This is a genomic window from Kribbella kalugense, from assembly GCF_004365875.1.
GTDB classification, from domain to species: domain Bacteria; phylum Actinomycetota; class Actinomycetes; order Propionibacteriales; family Kribbellaceae; genus Kribbella; species Kribbella kalugense.
In genome coordinates this window covers 24838-48262 of sequence record NZ_SODF01000004.1, presented here as the reverse complement: position 1 = coordinate 48262, position 23425 = coordinate 24838, and the positions used below count along the sequence as shown (strand labels likewise).

Here is a 23425-nt window from a genome sequence, read left to right as displayed (position 1 = left end):
GCCCTTTCTAAGCAGCGCACAGCAACCAGGCACCTGATTTAGCCAGGAACTACATGCTGGCGATGAGCTTCTCTACTCGCTCGTCATGCGACTTGAACGGGTCTTTGCAGAGGACAGTCCGCTGAGCCTGGTCGTTGAGCTTCAGGTGGACCCAGTCGACGGTGAAGTCGCGGCGGCGCTCCTGCGCCCGCTTGATGAACTCGCCGCGCAGCCGCGCCCGCGTGGTCTGCGGCGGCACCGACTTGGCCTCGAAGACCCGCAGGTCGTCGACGACCCGGGTGACCGCACCCCGGCGCTCGAGCAAGTAATACAGCCCGCGCGGCCGGTGGATGTCGTGGTACGCGAGGTCGAGCTGCGCCACTCGCGGGCTGGCCAGACCGAGGTTGTTCTGCGACCGGTAGCGCTCGATCAGCCGGTACTTGATCACCCAGTCGATCTCGCGCTCGATCCCGGTCAGGTCACCGGACTCGATCGCCTTCAGCGTCCGCTCCCACAGCGACAGCGCCCGCTCGACAGCCGGCGTACCGAGCTCGCGGCGGTCGACGAAGTCGCGGGCCTTGTTCAGATACTCACCCTGGATGTCGAGGGCGCTCGCCTCGCGGCCGTTCGCCAACCGGACCTCGCGGCGGCCGGTCATGTCGTGGCTGATCTCGCGGATCGCCCGGATCGGGTTGTCCAGGGTCAGGTCGCGCATCACGATGCCGGCCTCGATCATCCGCAGGACCAGATCGGTGCTGGCCACCTTCAGCAGCATCGTGGTCTCGGACATGTTCGAGTCGCCGACGATCACGTGCAGCCGGCGGAACCGCTCGGCGTCCGCGTGCGGCTCGTCGCGGGTGTTGATGATCGGCCGGGACCGCGTCGTCGCGCTGGAGACGCCCTCCCAGATGTGCTCGGCCCGCTGCGACACGGAGTACACCGCGCCGCGCGGCGTCTGCAGCACCTTGCCGGCGCCGCAGATCAGCTGGCGGGTGACCAGGAACGGGATCAGTACGTCGGCCAGCTTGGCGAAGTCGCCGTGCCGCGAGACCAGGTAGTTCTCGTGGCAGCCGTAGCTGTTGCCGGCCGAGTCGGTGTTGTTCTTGAACAGGTAGACGTCGCCGAAGATGCCTTCGTCGTGCAGGCGCTTCTGCGCGTCGACCAGCAGTCCCTCGAGGATCCGCTCACCGGCCTTGTCGTGTGCGATCAGGTCGGTGACCGAGTCGCACTCGCCGGTCGCATACTCCGGGTGGGAGCCAACGTCGAGGTAGAGCCGGGCCCCGTTGCGGAGGAAGACGTTGCTGCTCCGCCCCCAGGACACGACCCGCCGAAACAGGTACCGCGCCACCTCGTCCGGGGTCAGTCGCCGCTGCCCGCGGAACGTACAGGTCACGCCGTACTCGTTCTCCAGACCGAAGATTCGCCGGTTCACATCTCCCACACTACGGCGCGGTTCCGACAAGCGGGCCAGATCTCAGGCGCGCCGTATCGCGGCGTTATCCCTTTGATGCACCTACGCGGCGCAACAATCGAGTCTCCGCCCGCATCGATCCAGTGGAGGCAACGGCCTCCGACGACGCGAGAAGGGCACACCAGATGACCAAGAACAGGCGAGCGCTGGGCGCGATCGCCGTCGGGGCGCTCGCGGCGGGCACGCTGGTCAGCGCACCCGCGGGGGCGGCTCCGGCGAGCACGACCAGCCAGTCCGCGGCCTGCTCTCTGCGACTGGGCTCGATCACGCCCGGTGGCGACCTCACCCAGCAGAAGATCACCGCGACCCCGTCGGCCGGTGCCCGGCAGGTCGGCCCGAAAGACCTGTATGCGGACGGTCGGGCCCACCTGCCCACCGCCGTACGCACCGAACTCGTCGTACCGGCCGGCGAGGAACGCACCGGTCTGGCGGTCGTCGGTGTGCGGATGTACGGCACCAGCTACATCACCGACGGCACCGGGACGGAAATCAACGCCGGGACTCTCAAGCAGACCCTGATCGGCGGCGGCTGGGACGACCTGCACAAGTACGTCGAGCTCAGCCGGTACTCCGCTTCGGGCGTCAGCCGATCGAACGTCTACTCGTTGATCAACCAGTTCACCGACGGCCTGATCGCTCGCTGGACGGTCACTCCGAGCGGCTGGAAGTACTACACGACGTTCAGCGGGTTCAAGGCCGTGAATACGATGGTGCTGATCGGTCAGGGCAAGGCGTACGACACGTTCCTGGCCACCACCAACGGCGGCGCGCTGTACACGGTCCAGGTGCCCACGGGCTCCGGGAAGCCGGTGGTGACGAAGGTACGCACGTCGACCTGGCAGAGCTTCGAGACCCTGATCGCGGAGAAGTGCGGTAACAACGGCACCCTGCTGCTCGGCATCGACAAGAACACCGGCGCGGGCTACCTGTACGCCGTCGGCCACGCTGCCGGCGCTGCCACGGTCATCAAGGGCCTCGGCAAGGTCCCGACCACCTTCCCGGCCACCGACTCGTACTTCCGCTACTACGACGCCGGCACCCACCTCACCGGCGCCTGATACTGGTCTACCAGGTCTTTCGAGAAGCCCTAGCCTTTCGGCCATGAAGAGACTTCGGATCGCGGCGGGCACGGTTTGCGCCGCGATGGTGGCAGCGGCCGTAGTGCCCGGAACGGCGCACGCCGCACTCGTCCAGGCGAGTGCGGCCTGCAGCCTCACCCTGGGCACGGTGACTGTGCAGGGCGACCACAAGTTCCAGACGATCACCGCGACGTCACCGGTGACGGCCGGCCAGCCGGTCGTGAGGCCGAAGGGGCTGTTCCCGGTGGACCAGGTGCGGCTGGCGAGTTCGTTGGGTTGGGAGCCGGACCCGCCGGCGGCCATGATCAGCCGCGGCTACGTGACGATCGTGAACGACCTCTACAGCTTCAGCTACGCCATCGACAACAGCACCGGTGAGCTGGACCCCGGGTCGTACCAGAAGACGAAGGTGGGCGGTGGCTGGATCCACCAGACCTATCTGGAGCAGTCGACGTTCTACGGGCCCAACCGAACCCGCACCAACACCTATGCCCTGCAGGGTGACGTCGTCACGCGCTGGACCGTGGAGGGATCGGCCTGGCGCAACAAGGCGACGTACAGCGGGTTCTCGGCGGTGAAGACGATGGTGCTGATCAGCCAGACCGCCGGCTACGACACCTTCTTGGCCAACACCCGGGGCGGGGCGCTCTACACGATCCGGATCCCGGTGACGGGGGCGCCGGTGGTCAAGAAGGTCCGCACGTCTACCTGGCAGACGTTCGAGACGCTGATCGCCGACAGGTGCGGCAAGCAGAGCACCCTGCTCCTCGGCATCGACAAGGACACCCGAACCGCCTACCTGTACGCCGTCAGCCACGCCAACGGAACGGCAACAGTCATCAAGGGCCTCGGCAAGGTGGGCAACCAGCTCGTCGCGCCCGAGGACAAAACGTACTTCCGATACTTCGCCGGCAGCTCCGAGGCCGACGACCTTCTCTACGGGGAGTGAACAGAATGAAGAAACGTGCAGCTGGGCTGCTGGGGGTAGTGATGGCTGCCGGGGCGCTGGTTCAGGCCGCACCGGCGCATGCCGGGACTACGGACGTGCCGTTCTGTCAGATGGTGCTGGGCTCGACCACAGCTGGTGGCGACCTCATCCTTCGCGGACTGTACGGCGTGGTGCCCCCGGGTGCCAGCACGAGCACCTGGGGTGGCAAGGACCTGATGCCGGACAACCAGCTCCGGGTGGCAAGTGGGATCGGTATCCAGGTCAACGCCGCGCAGACCGCGGAGAGCCGGCGGCAGTACGTCGTACTGAACTCCACCCTGAACCTGCTGACGTACGACGTGAAGGACCTCAGCGGCGACGTCGATCCGGCGTCGGTGAAGCGGACTCCGGTCGGTGGCGGCTGGGGCGACGTACGGTACCTGGAGAACTCCCGGTACAACGTCGGCAACAAGCTCGTCCGCAACAGCGCGTACGCCGTACTCGGTGACACCATCCTGCGCTGGACCGTCGACGGCACCTCGTTCACCCGGAAGGCGACGTACACCGGCTTCAGTGCGGTCAAGACGATGGCGCTGATCAGCCAGACCGCCACCTACGACACCTTCCTCGCCAACACCCGCGCCGGAGCGCTCTACACGATCCGCATCCCGGTGACCGGCAAGCCGGTGGTCAAGGTGGTACGGCGGTCCACCTGGCAGGGGTTCGAGGCGCTGGTCGCCAACCAGTGCCACGGCACCGGAACGATCCTGCTGGGCATCGACAAGGAGACCGGAGCGCCGTACCTGTACACGCTCAGCCACGCCAATGGAGAGGCGACCGTGATCACGGCTCTCGGCAAGGTGCCGCGCACGTTCGCCGAGGTCGCCTACTCGCGGTTCTACGAGGACACCGCCGACTACGAGCAGCTGTCCGGCGAGTGAGCCCGATTGTCTGGTGAATTTCCGGTGACACACTGGATGGACCAGGAGATCGAAGGGTAGGACGTGAGCCGGACCCGAGTGGCTATCGCGGACGACGACGTCCTGCTGCGCGAGGGTCTGGCCAGCCTGCTCGACCGGTCCGGGTTCGCCGTGCTCGGTACGGCGGGCAACGGACCGGACCTGCTCGAGCTGGTACGCCGCGAGGTGCCGGATCTCGTCATCGTCGACATCCGGATGCCGCCCGGCGAGTCGACCGAGGGCCTGGACGCGGCCGACATCATCCGCCGGGAGCACCCGGAGACCGCCGTACTGTTGCTGTCGGCCCATGTCGAGGTGGAGCACGCTCTCCAGCTCATGGCCGCCGGCCAGGGCGTGGGCTATCTGCTCAAGAGCCGGGTGACGGACGTCGACGAGTTCCTCGAGAGTCTGCGCCGGGTCGCCCGCGGCGGATCGGTGGTCGACCCGGGCCTGGTCCGGGAGCTGGTCGACGCCCGGCGCCGGCACGACCCGCTGGCCGCCCTCAGCGAACGCGAACGCGAGGTTCTGTCGCTGGTCGCCGAGGGCCGGTCGAACGCCGGTGTGGCCCGGCGGCTGTGGGTCGCCGAGGGAACCGTCGAGAAGCACGTCCGCAGCATTCTGAGCAAGCTCGACCTGCCGGAGACCGACGACGACCATCGCCGCGTGCTTGCCGTCCTCACTTACCTGGACGGCGCGCGACGGCCAGCGACATGATCGGCGGAGTCGCCCGGCGAGTAGTACTCGCAAGTGGGCTGCTGATGGTGCTGGTCGGCTCCGGATTCGTGGTCCTGCTCTTCTCAGTGCAAGGTCTGCGTACGTCGGAACACCAGGGCCAGCACACGGCCGCCGTGCTCACCAGTGCGCACCAGGTGGAGCGTCTGGTCGCCGACCTGGCCACAGGTCAGCGCGACTTCGTCATCACCGGTCAGGAGAAGTTCCTGCAGCCGTGGCAGACGGCGCAGGCACAACTGCCGGTCCAGACCAACGCATTGCAGCAACTGGTTGCCAGCAGCCCCGACGAGCTCACCCGGGCCGAGGCGGTCAGCCAGAGCGTCACGTCGTACCTGCACGACTACTCGATGCCGGAGATCCGGGCTGCGCGTAGCGACCCGGACTCGGCTCGATCCGAGGCGGCCGTTGCGGAAGGCGCCCAGCGGGTCACCCAGATCCGCTCTGTGCTCGACCAGCTGATCAGTTCGGAGCAACAGTTGTCGGTGACCGAGCAGCGGCACTCGGACTCGGTCGCCGATCAGGCAGTCGTAGCGGCGACGACCGGGCTCGCTGGTTCGGTGATTCTCGTGCTGGGCTTCACGATCTACCTGACCCGCTCGATCGTCCGGCCGGTGCGGAAGACGGCTGAGATGGCGAATCGGCTGGCCGCCGGCGACCTCGACGTACGCGTGCCGGAGACGGCGGTCGGCGAGATTCGCACGCTGGAGCGGACGTTCAACACGATGGCGGCGTCGCTTGGTGCGGCCAGTGCCGACGTGGCCGCATCCAGGGCGCGCATCGTGCGGTCGGCGGACGAGACGCGTCGCCGGATCGAACGCGATCTGCACGACGGGATCCAGCAACGGCTCGTCTCACTCGCTCTCGACGTACGGGCGTTCCAGGCGACCCCGAACGCCCCCGCCGAGGAGCTGGACAAGGTGACCGACGGACTGTCGGCAACGCTGGACGAACTGCGAGAGATTGCCCGAGGCATCCATCCCGCGATCCTGTCGGAGGGCGGCATCGGCCCGGCGCTCAGGATGCTGGCCCGCCGGTCCACGGTCCCGGCAGAGGTGGAGGTCAGCTTCACCACCCGGCTCCCGGCGCCGATCGAAGCCGCGACGTACTACGTGGTGTCCGAGGCGCTGACCAATGCCGCGAAGCATTCCGGTGCGTCGGTCGTGGTCGTCGACGCGGACATCGCGGACGGCCGGCTGCGGTTGTCCGTTCGCGACGACGGTCGTGGTGGCGCCGACCCGGCGGGCGGTTCCGGGCTGATCGGACTCGACGACCGGGTCCAGGCACTCGGCGGCACGTTGGTTGTCGAAAGCCCGGCCGACGCAGGTACGACGCTCTCCGTGTCGCTCCCAATCTCCTTGTAGTACAGGCAGCAGGCATGCGAGCGACCTCGGACGCCTGCCATGCTTGACCCATGCGGTGCCTGATCGTCGACGACAGCCGGCGCTTCCTCGAGGCGGCGCGTGGCCTGCTGCTACGCGAGGGCGTCAACGTCGTCGGTACGGCGTCCTCGGCCACCGAAGCCGCTGCTCTGATCAAGGAACTGCGGCCGGACGTCGTACTCGTCGACATCGACCTCGGTGGCGAGAGTGGCTTCGAGTTGATCGCACAGCTGCGGTCCGCCGGCTCGCCGCCGCCGATGATCCTGATCTCCACGCACGCCGAACAGGACTACGCCGATCTGATCGCCGAAAGCCCCGCCATCGGATTCGTTCCGAAGACGGGGCTCTCGGCGGCTGCGATCCAGACCCTGCTGGACCGGGTTTGATCAGGTTGAGCGTCCGTGCCGGACCACGGCGTCGAAGCCGGCGGCCAGCAACAACACTGCTCCGGTGACGACCCATTCGTAGCCGGACGAGTTCGAGCCCTGGATCAGGTCGCTCATGCCGTTGATGATCACCGCGACCACGAGTCCCCCGAGTACGGCGTCGATCATCCGGCCGCGTCCGCCGAACAACGACGTACCGCCGATGACTGCCGCGCCGACGGCCAGCAGCAGCGTGTTTCCGGCGCCCGCGTTCGACTGCACCGACTGCAGCAGCGACGCGGCGACGACACCGGAGATGGCTGCCATACCGGAACAGATGACGAACACCGAGATCCGGATCCGCGAGACGACGACGCCGGCTCGACGGGCGGCCTCCTCGTTGCCACCAACGGCGTACACATGCCGTCCGTAGCGGGTGCGGCTGAGGGTGAAGTGCCAGATCACGAACAGCAGAACGAGCAGGACGACTGCCCACGGCTCGCCCTGTGCCTTGCTGCTGAAGAAGGCGTTGGTGATCAGGTTGCGGTTGAGACCCATCTCGTAGGTGAACGCGCTGCCGAGCAGGGCGACCCCGATCACCTTCGCCACGATCACGGCGATCGGCGTCGCGGCCAGGCCACTCTGCTGTCGTCCGCGCGCGTCGATCAGCTTGATCGCGGCGTACCCGGCGACGAAGATCCCGAGCAGGGTCCAGCCCAGCCACAGCGGTACGAAGCTGTTCTCCAAGGAAATCAACGGCGAACCGGTCGGCAGGATGACCGAACCCTGACCACCGATCAGGATCAGCGTCAGCCCCTGGAACGCCAGGAACGTCGCCAGCGTGATCACGAACGACGGAATGCCGGCCCGCGCCCGCAGCCAGCCCATCACGAACCCGATCACCAGCCCGGCCACGAGGCCGCCGAGTACGCCGACCCACCAGGACTGCCCGTGTCGCAGCAACAGCACGGCCATGATCGCCGAGCAGAGTCCACCGGTCGTCCCGGCGGACAGGTCGATCTCGCCGAGTAGCAGAACGAAGACCAGCCCCATCGCCATCACGATGATCGGAGCGGCCTGGATCACCAGCGCCTCGAGGTTGTAGGCGCTCAGGAAGCCCTGGTGCACAATCGCGAAGAAGGCGGTGATCACCACCAGGCCGACGATCGCCGGCGCTGATCCGAGTTCACCGCCTCGCAGCCTCGCCACGTACTCGCGGATGTAGACGCGCAACGCGCCCGGCCCCCGCACCGGTGTCTCTTCGGCGACGGCCGGTTCAGTCTTCGCGGTCACTGTGCCGCTCCCCTCGACTCGGCCGGCAGACCCAGCGCTCCGGACCGGCCGCTGGTGATCAGCTCGACGACCTGCGTCTGGCTCACGTCCTGCCGCCGTACCTGCGCGGCCATCCGGCCCAGGAACAGGACGGCGATCGAGTCGGCGACCTGCATGACGTCGTTCATGTTGTGGGAGACCAGTACGACGGCCACGCCGCGATCGGCAAGCCGCCGTACCAGGTCCAGCACCTGCTCGGTCTGCGCGACGCCGAGGGCCGCTGTCGGCTCGTCGAGGATGACGATCTTCGAGCTCCACAGCACCGACTTCGCGATCGCGACGGTCTGCCGCTGGCCGCCGGACAGGTTGGCGACCCGTTGCCGGACCGACCGAACCGTCCGGACCCCCAACGAACTCAGGGTCTGCGCGGCCAGCTTCTCCATCGTGTTCTCGTCCAGCGTACGCAGCCGGTTGACCCGCTCACGGCCGAGGAACATGTTGCCGACGACATCGAGATTGTCGGCCAGGGCCAGATCCTGGTGGACGATCTCGATGCCGAGCCGGGCCGCGTCCCGCGGTTCGTGCAGCTGCTGCGGCGTACCGTCTACGAGGATCTCGCCGGTGTCGACGCGGTGGATCCCACCGATGCATTTGACCAGGGTGGACTTGCCCGCCCCGTTGTCGCCGACGAGGGCAGTCACGTCGCCGGCCTCGGCGCTGAAGTCCACCCCCGACAGCGCCACGACCGGACCGAACGACTTGCCGACGTCCTTCAGTTCAAGGGTTTTCACGGGGTCTTGATGCCGTTCTCGCTACACAGCTTCACCAGCGCCGGCGTCGGGCACACTGAGGCAGCGGTCTCGTACCCGTCCGTCACCGGCAGCGCCACGTTCTTCTTGGTAATGACGGTCGGATCCGCCAGGTACGACGGAACCTCGCGAGCGTTGGTCGGGTCCTTGATCGTTGCCGGGGCGGTCGGCTTCTGACCGGACAGGATCTGGCCGGCCAGCTTGATCGCGACATCGGCCTCACCGGCGACCGGCTTGTAGATCGTGAAGCACTGGGTGCCGGCCATCACGTTGTCCAGACCGCCTGCGGTCGCGTCCTGTCCGGACACTGCGACCTTGCCGGCCAGGCTCTGCGACTTCAGCACGTTGATGACGGACTGCGCCATGGTGTCGTTGGCAACCATCACCGCGTTCAGGTTCGGGTGCCGGCCGAGCATCGTGGTGAACACGGTCTGCGCGGTCGCCGGGTCCCAGTTGCCGGTCTGCTCGCCGAGCTTCGTCCAGCCTGCCTGCTTCGACAGCACCGAGTTGTAGCCCTGGGCAAACAACGTCGCGTTGTTGTCCGTCGGCGCGCCGTCGATGTCGACGTACCCGACGGCGCTCTTGCCCGCCACCTGCGGACAGGCGGCCAACGCGGTGCCCTGGTCCTCGCCGACCTTGACGTTGTCGTACGAGACGTAGTACTCCGCCGTACCGCCCGTGGTCAGCCGGTCGTAGTCGATCGTGACCACGTTGTGCTGCTTGGCCAGCGACTCGATCGCCTTGCCGGAACCGGAGTCGAGGTTCGTCACCAGGAGTACCCCGACACCTTGGTTGATCAGCGCCTGCGCCTGTGACTCCATCGTCGTCGCGCTGGCGTTGGCGTTGTCGATGTAGCAGGTGAGCTTGTTCGCCGCGCATTGCTTGCGCAGCTCGTTGGGATCGGCCGAGACCCAGCGAGGCGAGGACGCCGTGTCCGGGAGCAGCACGCCGACCTTCGTGTTCGCCGGCGGCGCACTGCTGCTCGCCGAGGATTTGTTGTTGTTGCCACAGGCAACAAGGCTGGCCAGCAGGGTCAACGTGACTCCGGTCAGCGCGACAGCTTTTGATGGTGTTCGCATCGTGCGTCCTTAGGATCGCCGCAGGGATTCTCTCTTGCCAGCATGCGATCCGGGCCGCTCCACGTCGTCGCAGCAGGCACCCAACTCGGTTGCCTGCCAGTGGGTACCCCGACTACCGGCTGGCTGGGGGTCCGGACGGCGGACAGCTTCACTGGATCACGAGACCGGGGCGGGCCATGGTTTTGGGTATGGCCACATCTGCAGCAGTACCCTCCGCACGGCAGAGCCGGCCGGGCCTGAAGCGCGACATCGGCTTCGTCGGCCTGATCTGGGCCTCGGAGGGATCGATCATCGGCTCCGGCTGGTTGTTCGGCGCCCAAGGCGCCCTGTCCGTCGCCGGCCCCGCGGCGATCATCTCCTGGGTCATCGGCGGCGTCGCGATCCTGATCCTGGCGCTGGTGCACGCCGAACTGGGTGCGATGTACCCGGTCTCCGGCGGCACCGCCCGCTTCCCGCACTACGCGTTCGGCGGCGCTGCCGGTGCGTCGTTCGGCTGGTTCTCCTGGCTGCAGGCGGCCACCGTGGCACCGATCGAGGTGCTGGCGATGATCACCTACGGCCAGCACTACTCGTTCGCCAGCGGCTGGCTGAAGACCAAGAACGGCCAGCACATCCTCACCACGAGCGGGATCGTGGTGGCGGTCCTGCTGATGGCCGCGGTCACCGCGATCAACTTCCTCAGCATCCGGCTGCTCGCCCGGACCAACAGCGCGGCGACCTGGTGGAAGGTCGGCATCCCGCTGTTCACGATTTTCGCGCTCGCGATCGTGCAGTTCCACGGCAGCAACTTCACCGCGGCGAACGGCTTCAACCCGTACGGCGCCAAGGGCATCCTGTCCGCGGTCTCGACCAGCGGCATCATCTTCGCGCTACTCGGATTCGAACAGGCCGACCAGCTGGCCGGCGAGAGCAGCAACCCCCGGCGCGACATCCCGCGGGCGGTGATCGGGTCGATCGTGATCGGCGCGATCATCTACATCCTGCTGCAGATCGCGTTCATCGCAGCGCTGCCCAAAGACCAGATCCAGGGCACGTGGGCGAACGCGGCGTACACGACGATGACCGGACCGTTCGCGCAGGTCGCGACGTTGCTGAGTATGGGGTGGCTGGCAACGATCCTGTACATCGACGCGGTGGTCTCGCCTGCCGGGACAGGCCTGATCTACATCACCGGCAGCTCACGGGTGTCGTACGGGCTGAGCCGCAACGGCTATGTGCCGTCGGTGTTCGAGAAGACCAACCACCGCGGCGTACCGTGGGTCGGGCTGATCACCGCGTTCATCATCGGGTGCATCTGCTTCCTGCCGTTCCCGAGCTGGCGTTCGCTGGTCGGGTTGATCACCAGCGCCAGCGTGCTGATGTACGCCGGTGCGCCGTTGTCGCTCGGGGTGTTCCGCCGACGGCTGCCGGACGCGCACCGCCCGTACCGGTTGCCCGGGGCAACTTGGCTGTCACCGCTCGCGTTCGTGGTCGCGAACCTGCTGATCCTGTGGTCCGGGTGGATGACGGACTGGAAGCTCGGCATCGCGATCCTGATCGGGTACGTGATCCTGATCGGCAACCGGGTCTTCAAACTGAACCCGATCATGCCGCAGCTCGACCTACGGGCTGCGCAGTGGCTGCCGGTGTACCTGGTCGGGATGGGCCTGATCGTCTACCTGAGCGACTTCGGCCCGCTGAAGCACCCGTGGTTCCCACTCTGGTGGGACATCCTCGTCGTCGCAGTCTTCAGCCTGGCCATCTACTTCTGGGCACTAGCGGTCGCCCTACCAACCGAACAGATCCAACGCATGGTCGACCAGGTCGTAGTACCAGAAGAAGCCAACCTGGGCTGAGGATGTGTACCGAAGAACGGGTAGTAGTGGTCGTCAGCGGACTGCGCTGAGCGTTGAGTCAGCCGGCGGACCGGACCTCTACCCGTTCGTCGGTACGGGTTAGAGCTCCACCAGATCCAGGAGTTGGCCGAGTTCTTTGGGGTTGAGGTCGCGGACTTCGCCGGTGTGGAGGTTGCCGCGGCGGACCGGGCCGACGGCGGTGCGGGTCAGGCGCTTGACCGGGTGACCGACCGCGTCGAACATCCGGCGGACGATGCGGTTGCGGCCCTCGTGCAGGCTCATCTCGACCAGCGTGCGGCCGGGGACGGTGGAAACGATCTTCACCGTGTCCGCCTGCGCGGGGCCGTCCTCGAGACGGACTCCGTCGAGAAGGTTGCGCAGTACCCCTGGTTTGACGTTGCCTTCGACCTCGGCGACGTACGTCTTGGAGACCTCGTACGACGGATGCGCCAGCCGGTGGGCGAACTCACCGTCGTTGGTGAGCAGCAACAACCCTTCGGTGTCGGTGTCGAGCCGGCCGATGTGGAACAGCCGCTCCGACCGGTCCTGCACGTAGTCGGTGATGCACGGCCGCCCTTCCGGGTCGGACATCGTGCTCACCACGCCGCGCGGTTTGTTGAGGACGAGGTACACGTTCGCACTCACCGGCGGGATCCGCTCCCCGTCGACCCGGATGACCGCGGTCTCCGGATCCACGCGTACGCCGAACTCCGTCACCACCCGCCCGTCGACCTCGACCCGCCCCTCCTCGATCAGCAACTCGGCATTCCGCCGAGAAGCCACCCCCGCCCGAGCCAAGACCTTCTGCAACCGAACCCCACCGTCATCCCCCATCCCGCACCCCACCCAACCGAACGTCCTCCACGCCAACCCCGTCCTCCATCAACCCACCCACATCAACCGCCGAGGACGCACCACCAGAAGCCTCCGAGACAGACACCCCATCCGCCTCACCGTCCTCGACTTCCTCGACGTCCTCCGCCGACCCTGCGTCCTCTGCCAGCTCGGCGGTCTCCGCCGACCCGAAGTCCTCCGCGTCTTCGGCGTCTTCGGCGTCCTCCGCCGACCCGACGTCCTCTGCCGACTCGGTCGTCTCCGCGAACTCGTCGTACTCCGCAGCCCCAGCCGCCTCCGTCGATCCGGAGTACTCGACCGCGTCCGCGGACTCAGCAACTTCCGCCGACCCGCTGTCCGCCGCGTCTCCTGCGTGCTCCGCGGTAGACACGTCCAACTCGGCGTCCTCCACGTCCTCCGCCGACTCGGCACTCTCCGCGACCTCGTCGTACTCCGCAGCCCCGGCCGTCTCCGCGGATCCGGCGTACTCCACCGCGTCCCCGGACTCAGCCGCTTCCGCGGATCCGCTGTCGTCCACATCCTCCGCCGACTCGGCGCGCACCGCGAACCCGCTGACGTCAGCGTCCTCCGCGACGTCCTCTGCGTCGTCCGCGGTTGATGCAGTGGACTCGGCGCGCTCCGCGAACTCGCTGTCGTCAGCGTCCTCTGCGTCGTCCGCGGTTGATGCGGCGGGCTCGGCGTACCCCGCCTCGTCTGCCGTGTTTGCCGGCTCGGCGTCTTTGGGGGTTTCTGGGGAGGGGGTGTCGTCTGTGGGGGTGGTTGCGGGTGGGAGGGTTTGGGCGGCTAGTTCCTCTTCGACGTCGTCCATGTCGGGGAGGTACGGGGCCAGCTCAGGAAGGTCGTCGAGCGACTGCATGCCCATGCGTTCCAGGAAGTACGTCGTGGTGCGGTACAGCGTCGCTTGCGAGTCGGTGTCAGCGCCGGCCTCCTCCACCAGTCCTCGCGCGACCAGCGTGCGTACGACGCCATCGACGTTCACCCCGCGGATCGCGGAGACGCGCGCTCGGCTGACCGGCTGCTTGTACGCGACCACCGCCAGCGTCTCCAACGCCGCCTGAGTAAGCCTTGCCTGCTGTCCGTCGAGTACGAAGCGTTCGACGTACGGCGCTGCCTCGGCGCGGGTGTAGTACCGCCAACCCCCGCCCACCTCGCGCAGGTCGAACCCGCGCCCCTGCTCGGTGTACTCCGCCGCCAGCAGCCCGAGCGTCTCCGCCACATCCCCCGTCGGCCGCCCCACCGCCCGCGCCAACGTCAGCACCGGCAACGGCTCGTCCGTCACCATCAGAATCGCCTCGAGCGCCCGCCGCATCGTCTCGTCGTCAACAACAACCTCATCCCCCACCGGCACCGAAGTCTGCCCCGGCGGCAAATGATCCTCATCCCCCACCTCAACCGCGCCGGCCCCAACAGCCTCATCCGCGGCAGACCCATCTCCAACTGCCTCAACCGGCTCCACCCCGTCGGCCTCGCCTCCGGTGGGCTCGCCCGACTCCGCCGCGACGGCGTCGACCGATCCGCTGGTCTCGCCAGACTCAACCCCGGCTGCCTCAACCGACTCGCTCGCGCTGACCTCGCCGGACTCGACTCCGTCGGTCCCGACTCCAGCGGGCTCGCCCGACTCAACCCCGTCGGACCCAACGCCCTCGCCCGACTCAACCCCGTCGGACCCAACGCCCTCGCCCGGCTCAACCCCGTCGGAGTCGACGGCCTCTTCGGCGGCGCCGTTCACGTCGGAATCACCTGTGTGGGGAGGATTTCCGGCCGATTCGGGCACAATATCCTCCCCAGGCTCATCGGAAGGGGTAGTCGGCGTGGGTTCGGTCACTGGGTCACCGTCTCGGTTGGTGCGGGGGGTTCTGCGTCGGGTTCGGTTGTGGCGGGTACGCCGGGTTCGAGGAAGTCGGGATCGTCGACGACCGGCGCTTCCCCCTCCTCGCTGTCGGGTTTGAGCTCCTCGTCGAACTCGTCGCTGACGTCGATCTCGCCCTCATCAGTCCCAGTCCAGCGGATCGTCAGTTCGCCCAACGGCGTCACCTGGTCAAACGTGACCGCCGCTTCACGGAACAACTCCAGCAACGCCAAAAACCGGCAAACCGTAGTAACCGTGTCCGGCGAATCCGACACCAAAGCACGGAACGTCGTACTGCGTTGCCGCCGCAACCGATCCACGATCACAATCGCCTGCTCGCGAACCGTCACCGCGGGCGCATGCAAATGAGCGAGCGAAACCCCTTCCGGCACATTGTCCTTCGGAGCCATCGCCCGAGCCGCAAGCGCCGCCAACCCAGCCGGATCAAGACCCAGCAACACCTCAGGCAGCAGCTCAGCGAACCGAGGCTCCACCCCCACCGACCGCGGGAACCGCTTGGCCTCAACCGCCATCCGGTCCTGCACCAGCGCCGCGATCTGCTTGAACGCCCGGTACTGCAAAAGTCGCGCGAACAACAGATCCCGAGCCTCCAGCAGCGCGAGATCCTCGTCGTCCTCGACCTCGCCCTTCGGCAGCAACCGCGCCGCCTTCAGGTCGAGCAGCGTCGCCGCGATCAGCAGGAACTCCGACGTCTGATCGAGATCCCACTCCGACCCCAGCGCCTTGATATGCGCGATGAAGTCGTCCGTGATCACCGACAACGCGATCTCGGTGATGTCCAGCTTGTGCTTCGAAATCAGCTGCAGCAGCAGGTCGAACGGACCCTCGAAGTTGACCAGATGGACACTGAAACCCTTGCCCTCGGCAACAGCCGGGGCTTCGTCAGGTCCGAGATCCAACGGTAACGAGTCCGAGGACACCGTCACTCCGAACCCTTGAGCTCCGCGGCCCCGTCCTCGGACGCGCGCAGCCGACGTACCAGCACCGAGTCCGGCCCGTGGTCGACGAAGTCGGCCAGCAGGACGTCGATCGCCTCCCGGACGATCCGGCCGCGGTCGGCCATCAGGCCGTGCTCCGCGCGCAGCGCGAGTCTGGTCTGTTCCAGGCCGAGCAGCTCCTCCTCCGTCACGTACACGGTGATCTTCGTGTCGTGACGGATCCGACCACTCGACTTCCGGTCGTCGACGACCGTCGTACGGGACCGCACAGAGGCAGGTCCGTCAGTGGTGGTGCGCTTCTCGGGTCTGGTCTGCTTCGGTGCCGCACCCCCGAAGAGTTCACTGGCACCTGGCAGGCTCACCCGGCGGGACAACGCGCCAGCACCTCCTTGGCAAGGTCGCGGTACTGCGTAGCCGCTTGGGACGAAGGCGCGTACGTCGTGATCGGCTCCCCGACGACCGTGGTCTCGGGGAACTTGACGGTACGCCGGATGACGGTGTGGAAGACGCGTTCGTCGAAGGCCTGGACCACCCGGTCGAGGACCTCCCGGGCGTGCGTCGTACGCCCGTCGAACATGGTGCCGAGGATCCCGACGATCTCCAGCTTCGGGTTCAGCCGGTCCTGGACCTTCGCGATCGTGTCGGTCAGCATCGCCAGGCCGCGGAGCGCGAAGAACTCACACTCCAGCGGTACGACGATGCCGTTCGACGCGGTCAGCGCGTTGACGGTGAGCAGACCGAGCGACGGAGCGCAGTCGATCAGGATCACGTCGTAGTTCGGCAGGATCGGCTCGAGCACCCGCTGCAGCGTGTACTCGCGGGCGACCTCCTGGACCAGCTGCACCTCGGCCGCGGACAGGTCGATGTTGGCCGGCAGCAGGTCGAGATTCTCCACCCGGGTCGGCTGGATCACCTCTTCCGGGGTGATGTCGCGCTGCATCAGCAGGTTGTAGACCGACAGCTCCAGGTCGTGCGGCTGGACGCCGAGGCCGATCGAGGCGGACCCCTGCGGGTCGAAGTCGATCAGCAGCACCTTGCGGCCGGTCTCGGCGATCGCCGCGCCGAGGTTGATCGTGGTCGTCGTCTTGCCGACGCCACCCTTCTGGTTACACATCGCAATGACCTGCGCCGGGCCGGTCTTCGTCGGCGGTTTCGGCTCCGGCAGGTCCGGCAACGGCCGGCCCGTCGGCCCGATCTTGTTCCTCGGGCCGTGCGCGTCATTCACAGGTGAAAGGTCCTCCGCGGTCAGCTTGGCCGTCGGCCTCGGCATCTCCGCATAGTTCTCGGGTGGGGTCAGGCTGCGCTGCGGTGTCGCCGGGCGGGGCGGGGTGCTGGGCGGCAAGCTGGGCGGGGCGCTGATCGGTTGGGCCGGTTCCGGCACCGGAAGGTGGCCCGGAATCTGTCCCGAAAGGTGTTCGGTGCCCGGGAATGTCGACTCGTTCATGACTCGTCAAACCTTTCAACCGATACGGGCGATCCCAGCGACTGTAAGCGTGCATTCAAGCACTCTCAACCAGCCACTCCGCACCGGGGTGGGGCTGTTTGTCGACAAAGCTCCGAACTCGTCCGATCATCCACTCCGAGTGACCGGCCGTGACCAGATGATCGCACACCGTCCGGAACCCTCGGGAACCGGGTCTAGGTTTTCACCAGCCGGTTGTAGCTGTAGAACCAGCTCGGTACGACGGCCGCCACGATCGCCAGCGACCACGCCGACAGCGGACGGCCCAGCGCCGCGACCAGGACCGAGACGAGCAGGCAGGGAATCTGCCAGCCGAGGAACCAGCGCAGCCGCACCTTGCCGATCACACCGGCCACCCCGCTGATCGCGAAGTACAGCGCGAGCCCGCCGAACACGTACCAGCGCTCCTTGGTCTGCAGGTGCTCCCCGGCCTCCGGGATCAGTCCGCCCAGCCCTGCCGCCAGCGCGACGATCGCGCCGGTGACACCGAGGTGGGCGAGCAAGGCGGCCCACGGCTCGAGCGGAGTGGTACTGCGGGGTGCCGGGGTGAACCCGTACAACGTCGTCAGCTGCCAGAGCTGGACCAGCAGCCAGAACGCAGCGAATGAGGTCAGCCCGACCTGCCAGTTCCAGTCCAGCTCGGTGTTCGCGGCGACGACCTGCGCGAGCGCCTCGCCGAGCACGATGATCACGAACAGCCCCAGCCGCTCGTCCAGGTGCCCACGCTCGACGCGGGCCACCGTGATCAGCGGCGGCTTCGCCGGCACGTCATCGTGGCGCCCGAACGACAGCCGCTCGAAGAACCGTGCCCGGCGCTGCTCGGTCTCCTGCTCGTGCCGGATACTCTTCGCCCGCTGCTCCATCGCCTTCGGGTTCCGGGCGCCCATCACCGAGAACAGCAGGTCGGCCACGATCCCACCGAACCAGAGCCAGTGCGCCGTCTCCTCCTGGACGAACAAGGCGACGATCCAGGGTGCGGACATGACGCCCTGCGTGGCCGGCCAGAAGCCGATCACCTTCCCGTCCTTGCTGGCCGACCGCGCGGCGAGACCGCGGCACAGGACGAACGCGACAGTGAACGCGATGGTCCGGCTACCGGCGTGTTCCGCCTCACCGTGATCAGGCAGCAGCTCCGGAAACACGCCTGGGACGGACGCGGCCATCACACCGATGCCCAGCATGGTCCGCAGGACCGCCCGCTGCCTGGTCCGCTCCCCTGCGACGTTCGCGTAGACACTGGTCGCCGTCCAGACGCTCCAGACCGCGTAGAACATCGCCGCACATGCGGCGACCTGCCCGATCGTCTCGGCGCCGTGCAGCCGGTGCGAGATCTGCGCGGCCGCGGCGACCACGGTCAGGTCGAAGAACAGTTCCAGCCAACTCGCGTGCCGCTCCTCGGCCGCCACTGTCTGCTCAGTCACGCGAGGAGCCTAGAGGTGTACGGCGTCTCAACCGAGACCGCCACCGATCTGGTTGCCGCGCGCCGCCCCACGCCCGGCAGAGCCGCCCGGGCGCTGCCCGTGGAGGTCCTCCCGGGCCGACGGGCGCTGGCCGCTCGACGGCGGCAGCCCAGCAGCTTTCATCGCCGCATCGAGGTCTGCGTCATGCTCGATCGCCGAAGCCGGGCCGACGCCGAGGTTCTCCGCGGTCTGGGCGCCTTCCGCGGCCATCCGGGCACCGACTTCCTCGGGCGAGATGCTCGGCTCCCGATCGGGGGTACCGTAATGGCGCTTGAGCTCCTCGCGCATGGCGTCGACAACGAGCCAGCGGGCATACGGCGGGTCGACGTGCTGAACCCGTGCCAGCGACGCCTCCGGAGCCAGGAACTGGCGAGCGGCGTGCCACTGGTCGTGGTCCCGCGCGTCCGGCCCGCCCGCCGCGCACATCACGTCCAGCACCTCCTGCGCCGACCGGCCGGTCCGCTCGCCGATCGCCGCGGCCAGTCCGTCCACCATCCGGCCCTCGAACCGCTCCGGGACCGCCAAGGCCGGATCGCCGAGCACCCTTTCCTCTCCGAGCGCCCCTGCCTCTTCGAACACTCGGCCGAGCTCGAGCCGGGCACCGCGCGCCCAGGCGACCGCGACGCCGTCCCGCAGCGTCGGCTCCGACTCACGAGTGTTCGATCTGGGTTCGTACTGAGCATCGCCCGCAGCTCGCCGCAGGACCCGGTCGACCTCGGTCACGAAACGCTGCCGGTCGGCGTCGTCGTGACCAGGAGCGCTGAGTCGCTCCGACTCCGTCAGCCACCGGCCCACTGTCTCGGCGGACGGTGATTGGCCCGCTGGCAGCGCCGCCAACGGGTCCAGCCCGGCAGCGATCCGCGCCGAGTGTTGAAGCTCGAGAGCTCGCGGTACTTCGATGCCCACCGCAACCGGGTCAGCCACCCGGAGGGCCTCGGCGAACGTCTGCTCGGCGTCCTCGCGTGCACCCTGCTGCTGCAGAACCGCAGTACCGACCGGCTCTCGCCGTACCCGTGCGACCTGAACGCGCATGGCGTCCAGCAACCGCCGGCGGACGCTCTGGTACTCGTTCAGGTAGGCCGGGTTGCCCTGGTCCTCGACGTGGTCCCGCATGTCGTTGAGCATGAGTTCGGTGATCCGCGACGGTAGGTCGTCGCCCGCGTACTGGACCGCCGCCCGGACGGCCGCGAGGTCACCACCGCTGTAGTCGGCCAGGCGCTGGGCGAGAACCTTCACGTACTCCTGCGGCAGAGTCGTCACGTCCACCGAGTATGTCGGCGCCGCAGGTCACCTACGACGACAGTGCGCGCGGGTGCGACGTCGCGTAGACCTCGCGAAGTTTGTCGACCGTGACGAGCGTGTAGACCTGCGTGGTGGTGACGGAGGCGTGGCCGAGGAGTTCCTGGACCACACGGACGTCGGCGCCGCCGTCCAGCAGGTGGGTGGCGTACGAGTGCCGCAGTGTGTGCGGGGAAATCTCCTTCGCGATCCCGGCCCGCTGTGCGGCTCTGCGCAGTACCGTCCACGCACTTTGACGAGAAAGACGACCACCGCGGGCGTTCAGGAAGAGCGCGTGGGTGCCACGACCGCGGGACACCAGGTCAGGGCGGCCACGGACCTGGTACGCCGACAGTGCGTCGCGGGCGTACGACCCGACGGGTACTACCCGCTCCTTGCTGCCCTTGCCTCGCAGGAGGACCGCACCGGCGTCCAGGTCGATGTCGTCGACATCGAGACCGACTGCTTCCGAAATACGCGCACCTGTGCCGTAGAGGAACTCCAGCAACGCCGCGTCGCGCGTGGCGAGCACAGCGGGCTCTGCCTCGGCACCTGCGGCCGCTGCGAGGATTCGTGTCACCTCGTCGACAGACAGTGCCTTGGGCAGCCGCTGCGGCGGTACGGGCGGCTTCACGGCCGCAGCTGGGTCCACTGCGGTCAGGCCCTCCCGCACGCAGAACCGGTGGAACCCGCGCACCGCGACCACGGTCCGGCCCGCGCTGGATGCGGTCAGGGGTGGATGGTCGGCGTCCCCTTCGCGCAATCGCATCAGGAAGTCACTGACCACGGCCTCCGTGATCCGGCCGAGGTCGTCGATCCCCGAGTCCGCGAGGTAACCGCCGTACCGGCGCAAGTCACGCCGGTACGACGCCAGAGTGTTGGCTGCCAGGCCACGCTCCACCGTGAGGTGGTCCAAGTAGGTGCCAACTGCTCTGGTGATGCTCAGACCAGCACCTCGTCCAGCTTCCGCTGCTGCAGGTCGTGCGCGTCGGCAACGGGACCGTAGGTGATGTGGCCGTCGTACGTGTTCAGACCGAGCGCCAGGCTGTGGTCCTGCTTCAGCGCCTCCTGCCAACCCAGGTTCGCCAGCTCGATCGCGTACGGCAGGGTCACGTTGGTGAGCGCGTACGTCGACGTGTTCGGAACCGCGCCGGGCATATTGGCGACGCAGTAGAACAGCGAGTTGTGCACTCGGTACACGGGGTCGGCGTGCGTGGTCGGACGCGAGTCCTCGAAGCAACCACCCTGGTCGATCGCGATGTCGACCAGCACGCTGCCGGGCTTCATCCGGCTGACCATGTCGTTGGTGACCAGCTTCGGCGCCTTCGCACCGACCACCAGCACCGCACCGATGACCAGGTCCGCCTCCAGCACCGCGCGCTCGATCTCGTACGCGTTCGAGGCGATCGTCAGCAGGTGACCCTGGTAGACCGAGTCGGCCTGCCGCAGCCGGGCGATGTTGCGGTCGAACAGCTGCACCTGCGCCTGCATGCCGAGCGCGATCGCGGCCGCGTTCATCCCGGAGACACCGGCACCGAGGACAACCACGCGGGCCGGGTGTACGCCGGACACGCCACCGAGCAGCACGCCTCGGCCGCCGCCCTGCGCCATCAGGTGGTACGCACCGGACTGCGGCGCAAGCCGGCCGGCCACCTCGCTCATCGGCGCCAGCAGCGGCAGCGTCCCGTCCGGGAGCTGGACCGTCTCGTAGGCGATACCGGTGATACCGGACTTCAGCAGCGCGTCGGTGGTGTCGCGGCTCGCGGCCAGGTGCAGGTATGTGAACAGCACGTGGTCCTTGCGCATCCGGTGGTACTCCTCCTCCACCGGCTCCTTCACCTTGAGCACCAGCTCGGCGTCACCCCAGACCTCGTCCGCGGTCGGCACGATGCGTGCCCCGGCGGCGACGAACTCTTCGTCCGGGATGAGCGAACCGTTGCCCGCCCCCTGCTCGATCAGAACCTGGTGCCCGCTGCGCACGAACTCGTGCACACCGGACGGCGTGATCGCCACCCGGTACTCGTGGTTCTTGACTTCCTTCGGTACTCCGACCTTCACAACTCGCCCTTCTTTCCCGTTCCAGGTATGCGGCTCACGTCGTTGTGTCCGCGGCCCGGCGGTTGAGGGGTGTGCCGCTAGGTCGCTGCCGAGTGTAAGCCCGCAGGGTTCATACCAGCCGACCGGATGGTCTGATCGTCACGCGACACTCTGCGGGTACCCCGGCGTTAATCCAATGGAAGCATTCCAGCAAAAATTCACCGCGCGCCTACGCCACTGTCTGTGAATCGGAGCACACGGAGCGCCGCCTCGAGGACCGCCGATCACCCTTGACGGGGCAACCATTGTTGACGGCCATTCGTTGGCGTCAGGGATGCTGGGAACAGCACCCGTCCGCCCCGGGTTGCACGTTGAGGTGTGTCGACGAGAGGAGCACGGCGTGGCGGTCGAACTGGGACGGTACGGGGTCTGGCACGGACCCCAGCACTTCGGCCCCGAACTGGCGGCAGGACTGGAACAAGCGGGGTACGGCGCTTTGTGGCTGGGCGCCTCGCCGGACACCGGCCTGCGCGACGCCGAGGTGTTGCTCGCTGCAACGACTTCGGTTGCCGTCGGCACCAGCATCGTGAACATGTGGAAATCGCCGGCGGCCGACGTCGCGGCGTCGTACCACCGGCTCGAGGACGAGCACCCGGGACGGTTCCTGCTCGGCGTCGGGATCGGTCACCGGGAGCGGAACGACGACTACCGGTCGCCGTACGAGACGATCGTCAGCTACCTCGACGAGCTCGATGACGCGAAGGTGCCGACCGACCGGCGGGCGCTGGCCGCGCTCGGTCCGAAGGTGCTGCAGCTGGCCGGCACGCGGACCGCCGGGGCGCTGCCCTACCTGACCACGCCGGAGCACACCCGGGAAGCGCGCCGGATCCTCGGCGGCGGAGTGCTGCTCGCGCCGGAGCAGATGATCGTGCTGGAGACCGACCCGGAGATCGCCCGCGCGACGGCCCGTGACCGGTTGGCGTCGTACCTGCAGCTGAGCAACTACACGTCGAACTTCAAGCGGTTCGGGTTCACCGACGACGACCTCGCCGACGGTGGCAGCGACCGACTGGTCGACGCGATGGTGCTGCACGGCTCCGCGGTCGAGGTCGCCGAGGGTCTGAAGGCGCATCTGGACGCCGGTGCGGACCATGTCGCGATCCAGCAGCTGGGGCACGAAGAGATCGATCTGCTTCCCGGATACGAGGCCCTGGCAACCGTCCTCGCCTAGCTAGCGCATCGTGAAGTCGGCGAAGTCGAAGCCGGGAGACACGATGCAGGACACGAGTACCGGCTCGGCGCCGGCGGGCCGAGCCGCCTGCCAGGCGCCGGCCGGGATGACCACCTGCGGCTGTTGTCCCGCCCGGACGTCCGGTCCGAGGGTGACCGCGTGGTCGTCGTACTCCAGCGTCAGCGGACCACCGGAGTGCCACAACCAGATCTCCGCCGAACGCACCCGATGCAGCCGCGACTCCTCCCCCGGCGACAACAGGAAGTAGATCGCGGTCGCACTGGCGCGAGCCCCGTCGTACCCCTCCGGCTCGAACTCGACCCCCGACCGCCACGTCTCCCGATACCACCCACCCTCCGGATGCGGCTCAAGCCCCAACAACAACGCCAACTCCGGCTTCTCCATAA

Annotated in this window: 22 protein-coding genes; 8 read left to right on the top strand and 14 right to left on the bottom strand. The window is 67.7% G+C overall.

All coding sequences use genetic code 11. From position 1 onward, the window contains the following. Positions 1 to 49 precede the first annotated feature (49 nt). Positions 50 to 1411, bottom strand: coding sequence for a Pup--protein ligase (gene pafA / locus EV650_RS37515; protein WP_134123999.1), 1362 nt, complete (start codon positions 1409 to 1411; stop codon positions 50 to 52). A 164-nt stretch (positions 1412 to 1575) separates the two neighbouring features. Here pafA and EV650_RS37510 point away from each other — a divergent pair, with 164 nt between their 5' ends. The 6 genes from EV650_RS37510 to EV650_RS37485 all read left to right on the top strand — a co-directional run bounded on the left by EV650_RS37510 (position 1576) and on the right by EV650_RS37485 (position 6913). Next, entirely contained in the window at positions 1576 to 2508 is a 933-nt protein-coding gene (locus EV650_RS37510; protein WP_238174738.1) for a hypothetical protein, read from the top strand. A gap of 43 nt (positions 2509 to 2551) precedes the next feature. After that, on the top strand, positions 2552 to 3478 hold the full coding sequence (locus tag EV650_RS37505; protein ID WP_134123998.1) for a hypothetical protein: 927 nt from the start codon (positions 2552 to 2554) through the stop codon (positions 3476 to 3478). Between the two features lie 5 nt (positions 3479 to 3483). Further along, positions 3484 to 4398 (top strand): hypothetical protein, encoded by a 915-nt coding sequence (locus EV650_RS37500; protein WP_134123997.1) that lies wholly within the window; start codon positions 3484 to 3486, stop codon positions 4396 to 4398. 63 nt (positions 4399 to 4461) lie between these two features. Continuing rightward, positions 4462 to 5130, top strand: coding sequence for a response regulator (locus EV650_RS37495; protein WP_134123996.1), 669 nt, complete (start codon positions 4462 to 4464; stop codon positions 5128 to 5130). After that, the gene (locus EV650_RS37490; protein ID WP_134123995.1) at positions 5127 to 6509 is read left to right on the top strand and encodes a sensor histidine kinase; all 1383 of its coding nucleotides are present in this window, start codon (positions 5127 to 5129) and stop codon (positions 6507 to 6509) included. Before EV650_RS37495 ends, EV650_RS37490 begins: the two co-directional genes overlap by 4 nt. A gap of 50 nt (positions 6510 to 6559) precedes the next feature. After that, the gene (locus tag EV650_RS37485) at positions 6560 to 6913 is read left to right on the top strand and encodes a response regulator (RefSeq protein ID WP_134123994.1); all 354 of its coding nucleotides are present in this window, start codon (positions 6560 to 6562) and stop codon (positions 6911 to 6913) included. Here the strand turns inward: EV650_RS37485 and EV650_RS37480 are convergent, their stop codons facing one another. Genes EV650_RS37480 through EV650_RS37470 form a run of 3 tightly spaced genes read right to left on the bottom strand, consistent with a single transcriptional unit; the run spans position 6914 to position 10052 of the window. Continuing rightward, entirely contained in the window at positions 6914 to 8185 is a 1272-nt protein-coding gene (locus EV650_RS37480) for a sugar ABC transporter permease (protein WP_202875290.1), read from the bottom strand. Beyond that, positions 8182 to 8955 carry an ATP-binding cassette domain-containing protein gene (locus tag EV650_RS37475; protein ID WP_202875288.1) on the bottom strand — a complete coding sequence of 258 codons (774 nt, stop codon included), beginning with the start codon at positions 8953 to 8955 and terminating at the stop codon, positions 8182 to 8184. Before EV650_RS37475 ends, EV650_RS37480 begins: the two co-directional genes overlap by 4 nt. Then, on the bottom strand, positions 8952 to 10052 hold the full coding sequence (locus EV650_RS37470) for a sugar ABC transporter substrate-binding protein (protein ID WP_134123993.1): 1101 nt from the start codon (positions 10050 to 10052) through the stop codon (positions 8952 to 8954). The genes EV650_RS37475 and EV650_RS37470 overlap by 4 nt, the downstream gene beginning before the upstream one ends. Positions 10053 to 10240: 188 nt before the next feature. Here EV650_RS37470 and EV650_RS37465 point away from each other — a divergent pair, with 188 nt between their 5' ends. After that, the gene (locus EV650_RS37465) at positions 10241 to 11887 is read left to right on the top strand and encodes an APC family permease (RefSeq protein WP_134123992.1); all 1647 of its coding nucleotides are present in this window, start codon (positions 10241 to 10243) and stop codon (positions 11885 to 11887) included. 99 nt (positions 11888 to 11986) lie between these two features. Here the strand turns inward: EV650_RS37465 and EV650_RS37460 are convergent, their stop codons facing one another. From EV650_RS37460 to ald, 9 genes are all read right to left on the bottom strand, one after another. Beyond that, positions 11987 to 12721 (bottom strand): pseudouridine synthase, encoded by a 735-nt coding sequence (locus tag EV650_RS37460; RefSeq protein WP_134123991.1) that lies wholly within the window; start codon positions 12719 to 12721, stop codon positions 11987 to 11989. Then, positions 12711 to 14567, bottom strand: coding sequence for an SMC-Scp complex subunit ScpB (gene scpB / locus EV650_RS41545; protein ID WP_369409981.1), 1857 nt, complete (start codon positions 14565 to 14567; stop codon positions 12711 to 12713). The genes EV650_RS37460 and scpB overlap by 11 nt, the downstream gene beginning before the upstream one ends. Further along, positions 14564 to 15532: a segregation and condensation protein A gene (locus tag EV650_RS37450; protein WP_439648842.1), complete on the bottom strand. Its 969-nt coding sequence runs from the start codon at positions 15530 to 15532 to the stop codon at positions 14564 to 14566. The genes scpB and EV650_RS37450 overlap by 4 nt, the downstream gene beginning before the upstream one ends. A 2-nt stretch (positions 15533 to 15534) precedes the next feature. Next, positions 15535 to 15819 (bottom strand): hypothetical protein, encoded by a 285-nt coding sequence (locus tag EV650_RS37445; protein ID WP_369409980.1) that lies wholly within the window; start codon positions 15817 to 15819, stop codon positions 15535 to 15537. An 89-nt stretch (positions 15820 to 15908) separates the two neighbouring features. Continuing rightward, positions 15909 to 16820: a ParA family protein gene (locus EV650_RS37440; RefSeq protein WP_134123988.1), complete on the bottom strand. Its 912-nt coding sequence runs from the start codon at positions 16818 to 16820 to the stop codon at positions 15909 to 15911. Between the two features lie 368 nt (positions 16821 to 17188). After that, positions 17189 to 18433 (bottom strand): low temperature requirement protein A, encoded by a 1245-nt coding sequence (locus EV650_RS37435; RefSeq protein WP_134123987.1) that lies wholly within the window; start codon positions 18431 to 18433, stop codon positions 17189 to 17191. 27 nt (positions 18434 to 18460) lie between these two features. After that, positions 18461 to 19732 (bottom strand): hypothetical protein, encoded by a 1272-nt coding sequence (locus EV650_RS37430; protein ID WP_134123986.1) that lies wholly within the window; start codon positions 19730 to 19732, stop codon positions 18461 to 18463. A 31-nt stretch (positions 19733 to 19763) separates the two neighbouring features. Further along, positions 19764 to 20690, bottom strand: a complete 927-nt coding sequence (xerD, locus tag EV650_RS37425) for a site-specific tyrosine recombinase XerD (RefSeq protein ID WP_439648841.1) — start codon at positions 20688 to 20690, stop codon at positions 19764 to 19766. 2 nt (positions 20691 to 20692) lie between these two features. Then, on the bottom strand, positions 20693 to 21808 hold the full coding sequence (gene ald, locus EV650_RS37420) for an alanine dehydrogenase (protein WP_134123985.1): 1116 nt from the start codon (positions 21806 to 21808) through the stop codon (positions 20693 to 20695). Positions 21809 to 22187: 379 nt separating this feature from the next. Between ald and EV650_RS37415 the strand changes: the two genes are divergently transcribed. Next, positions 22188 to 23018 carry an LLM class F420-dependent oxidoreductase gene (locus EV650_RS37415; protein WP_134123984.1) on the top strand — a complete coding sequence of 277 codons (831 nt, stop codon included), beginning with the start codon at positions 22188 to 22190 and terminating at the stop codon, positions 23016 to 23018. Here the strand turns inward: EV650_RS37415 and EV650_RS37410 are convergent, their stop codons facing one another. Then, positions 23019 to 23423 (bottom strand): cupin domain-containing protein, encoded by a 405-nt coding sequence (locus EV650_RS37410; RefSeq protein ID WP_134123983.1) that lies wholly within the window; start codon positions 23421 to 23423, stop codon positions 23019 to 23021. Positions 23424 to 23425 lie beyond the last annotated feature (2 nt).

Coding starts and splice junctions, on each gene's coding strand:
- EV650_RS37510 (WP_238174738.1), top strand. CDS start 1,576: ATGACCAAGAACAGGCGAGCGCTGGGCGCGATCGCCGTCGGGGCGCTC.
- EV650_RS37505 (WP_134123998.1), top strand. CDS start 2,552: ATGAAGAGACTTCGGATCGCGGCGGGCACGGTTTGCGCCGCGATGGTG.
- EV650_RS37500 (WP_134123997.1), top strand. CDS start 3,484: ATGAAGAAACGTGCAGCTGGGCTGCTGGGGGTAGTGATGGCTGCCGGG.
- EV650_RS37490 (WP_134123995.1), top strand. CDS start 5,127: ATGATCGGCGGAGTCGCCCGGCGAGTAGTACTCGCAAGTGGGCTGCTG.
- EV650_RS37485 (WP_134123994.1), top strand. CDS start 6,560: ATGCGGTGCCTGATCGTCGACGACAGCCGGCGCTTCCTCGAGGCGGCG.
- EV650_RS37470 (WP_134123993.1), bottom strand. CDS start 10,052: ATGCGAACACCATCAAAAGCTGTCGCGCTGACCGGAGTCACGTTGACC.
- EV650_RS37465 (WP_134123992.1), top strand. CDS start 10,241: ATGGCCACATCTGCAGCAGTACCCTCCGCACGGCAGAGCCGGCCGGGC.
- EV650_RS37460 (WP_134123991.1), bottom strand. CDS start 12,721: ATGGGGGATGACGGTGGGGTTCGGTTGCAGAAGGTCTTGGCTCGGGCG.
- EV650_RS37440 (WP_134123988.1), bottom strand. CDS start 16,820: ATGCCGAGGCCGACGGCCAAGCTGACCGCGGAGGACCTTTCACCTGTG.
- EV650_RS37410 (WP_134123983.1), bottom strand. CDS start 23,423: ATGGAGAAGCCGGAGTTGGCGTTGTTGTTGGGGCTTGAGCCGCATCCG.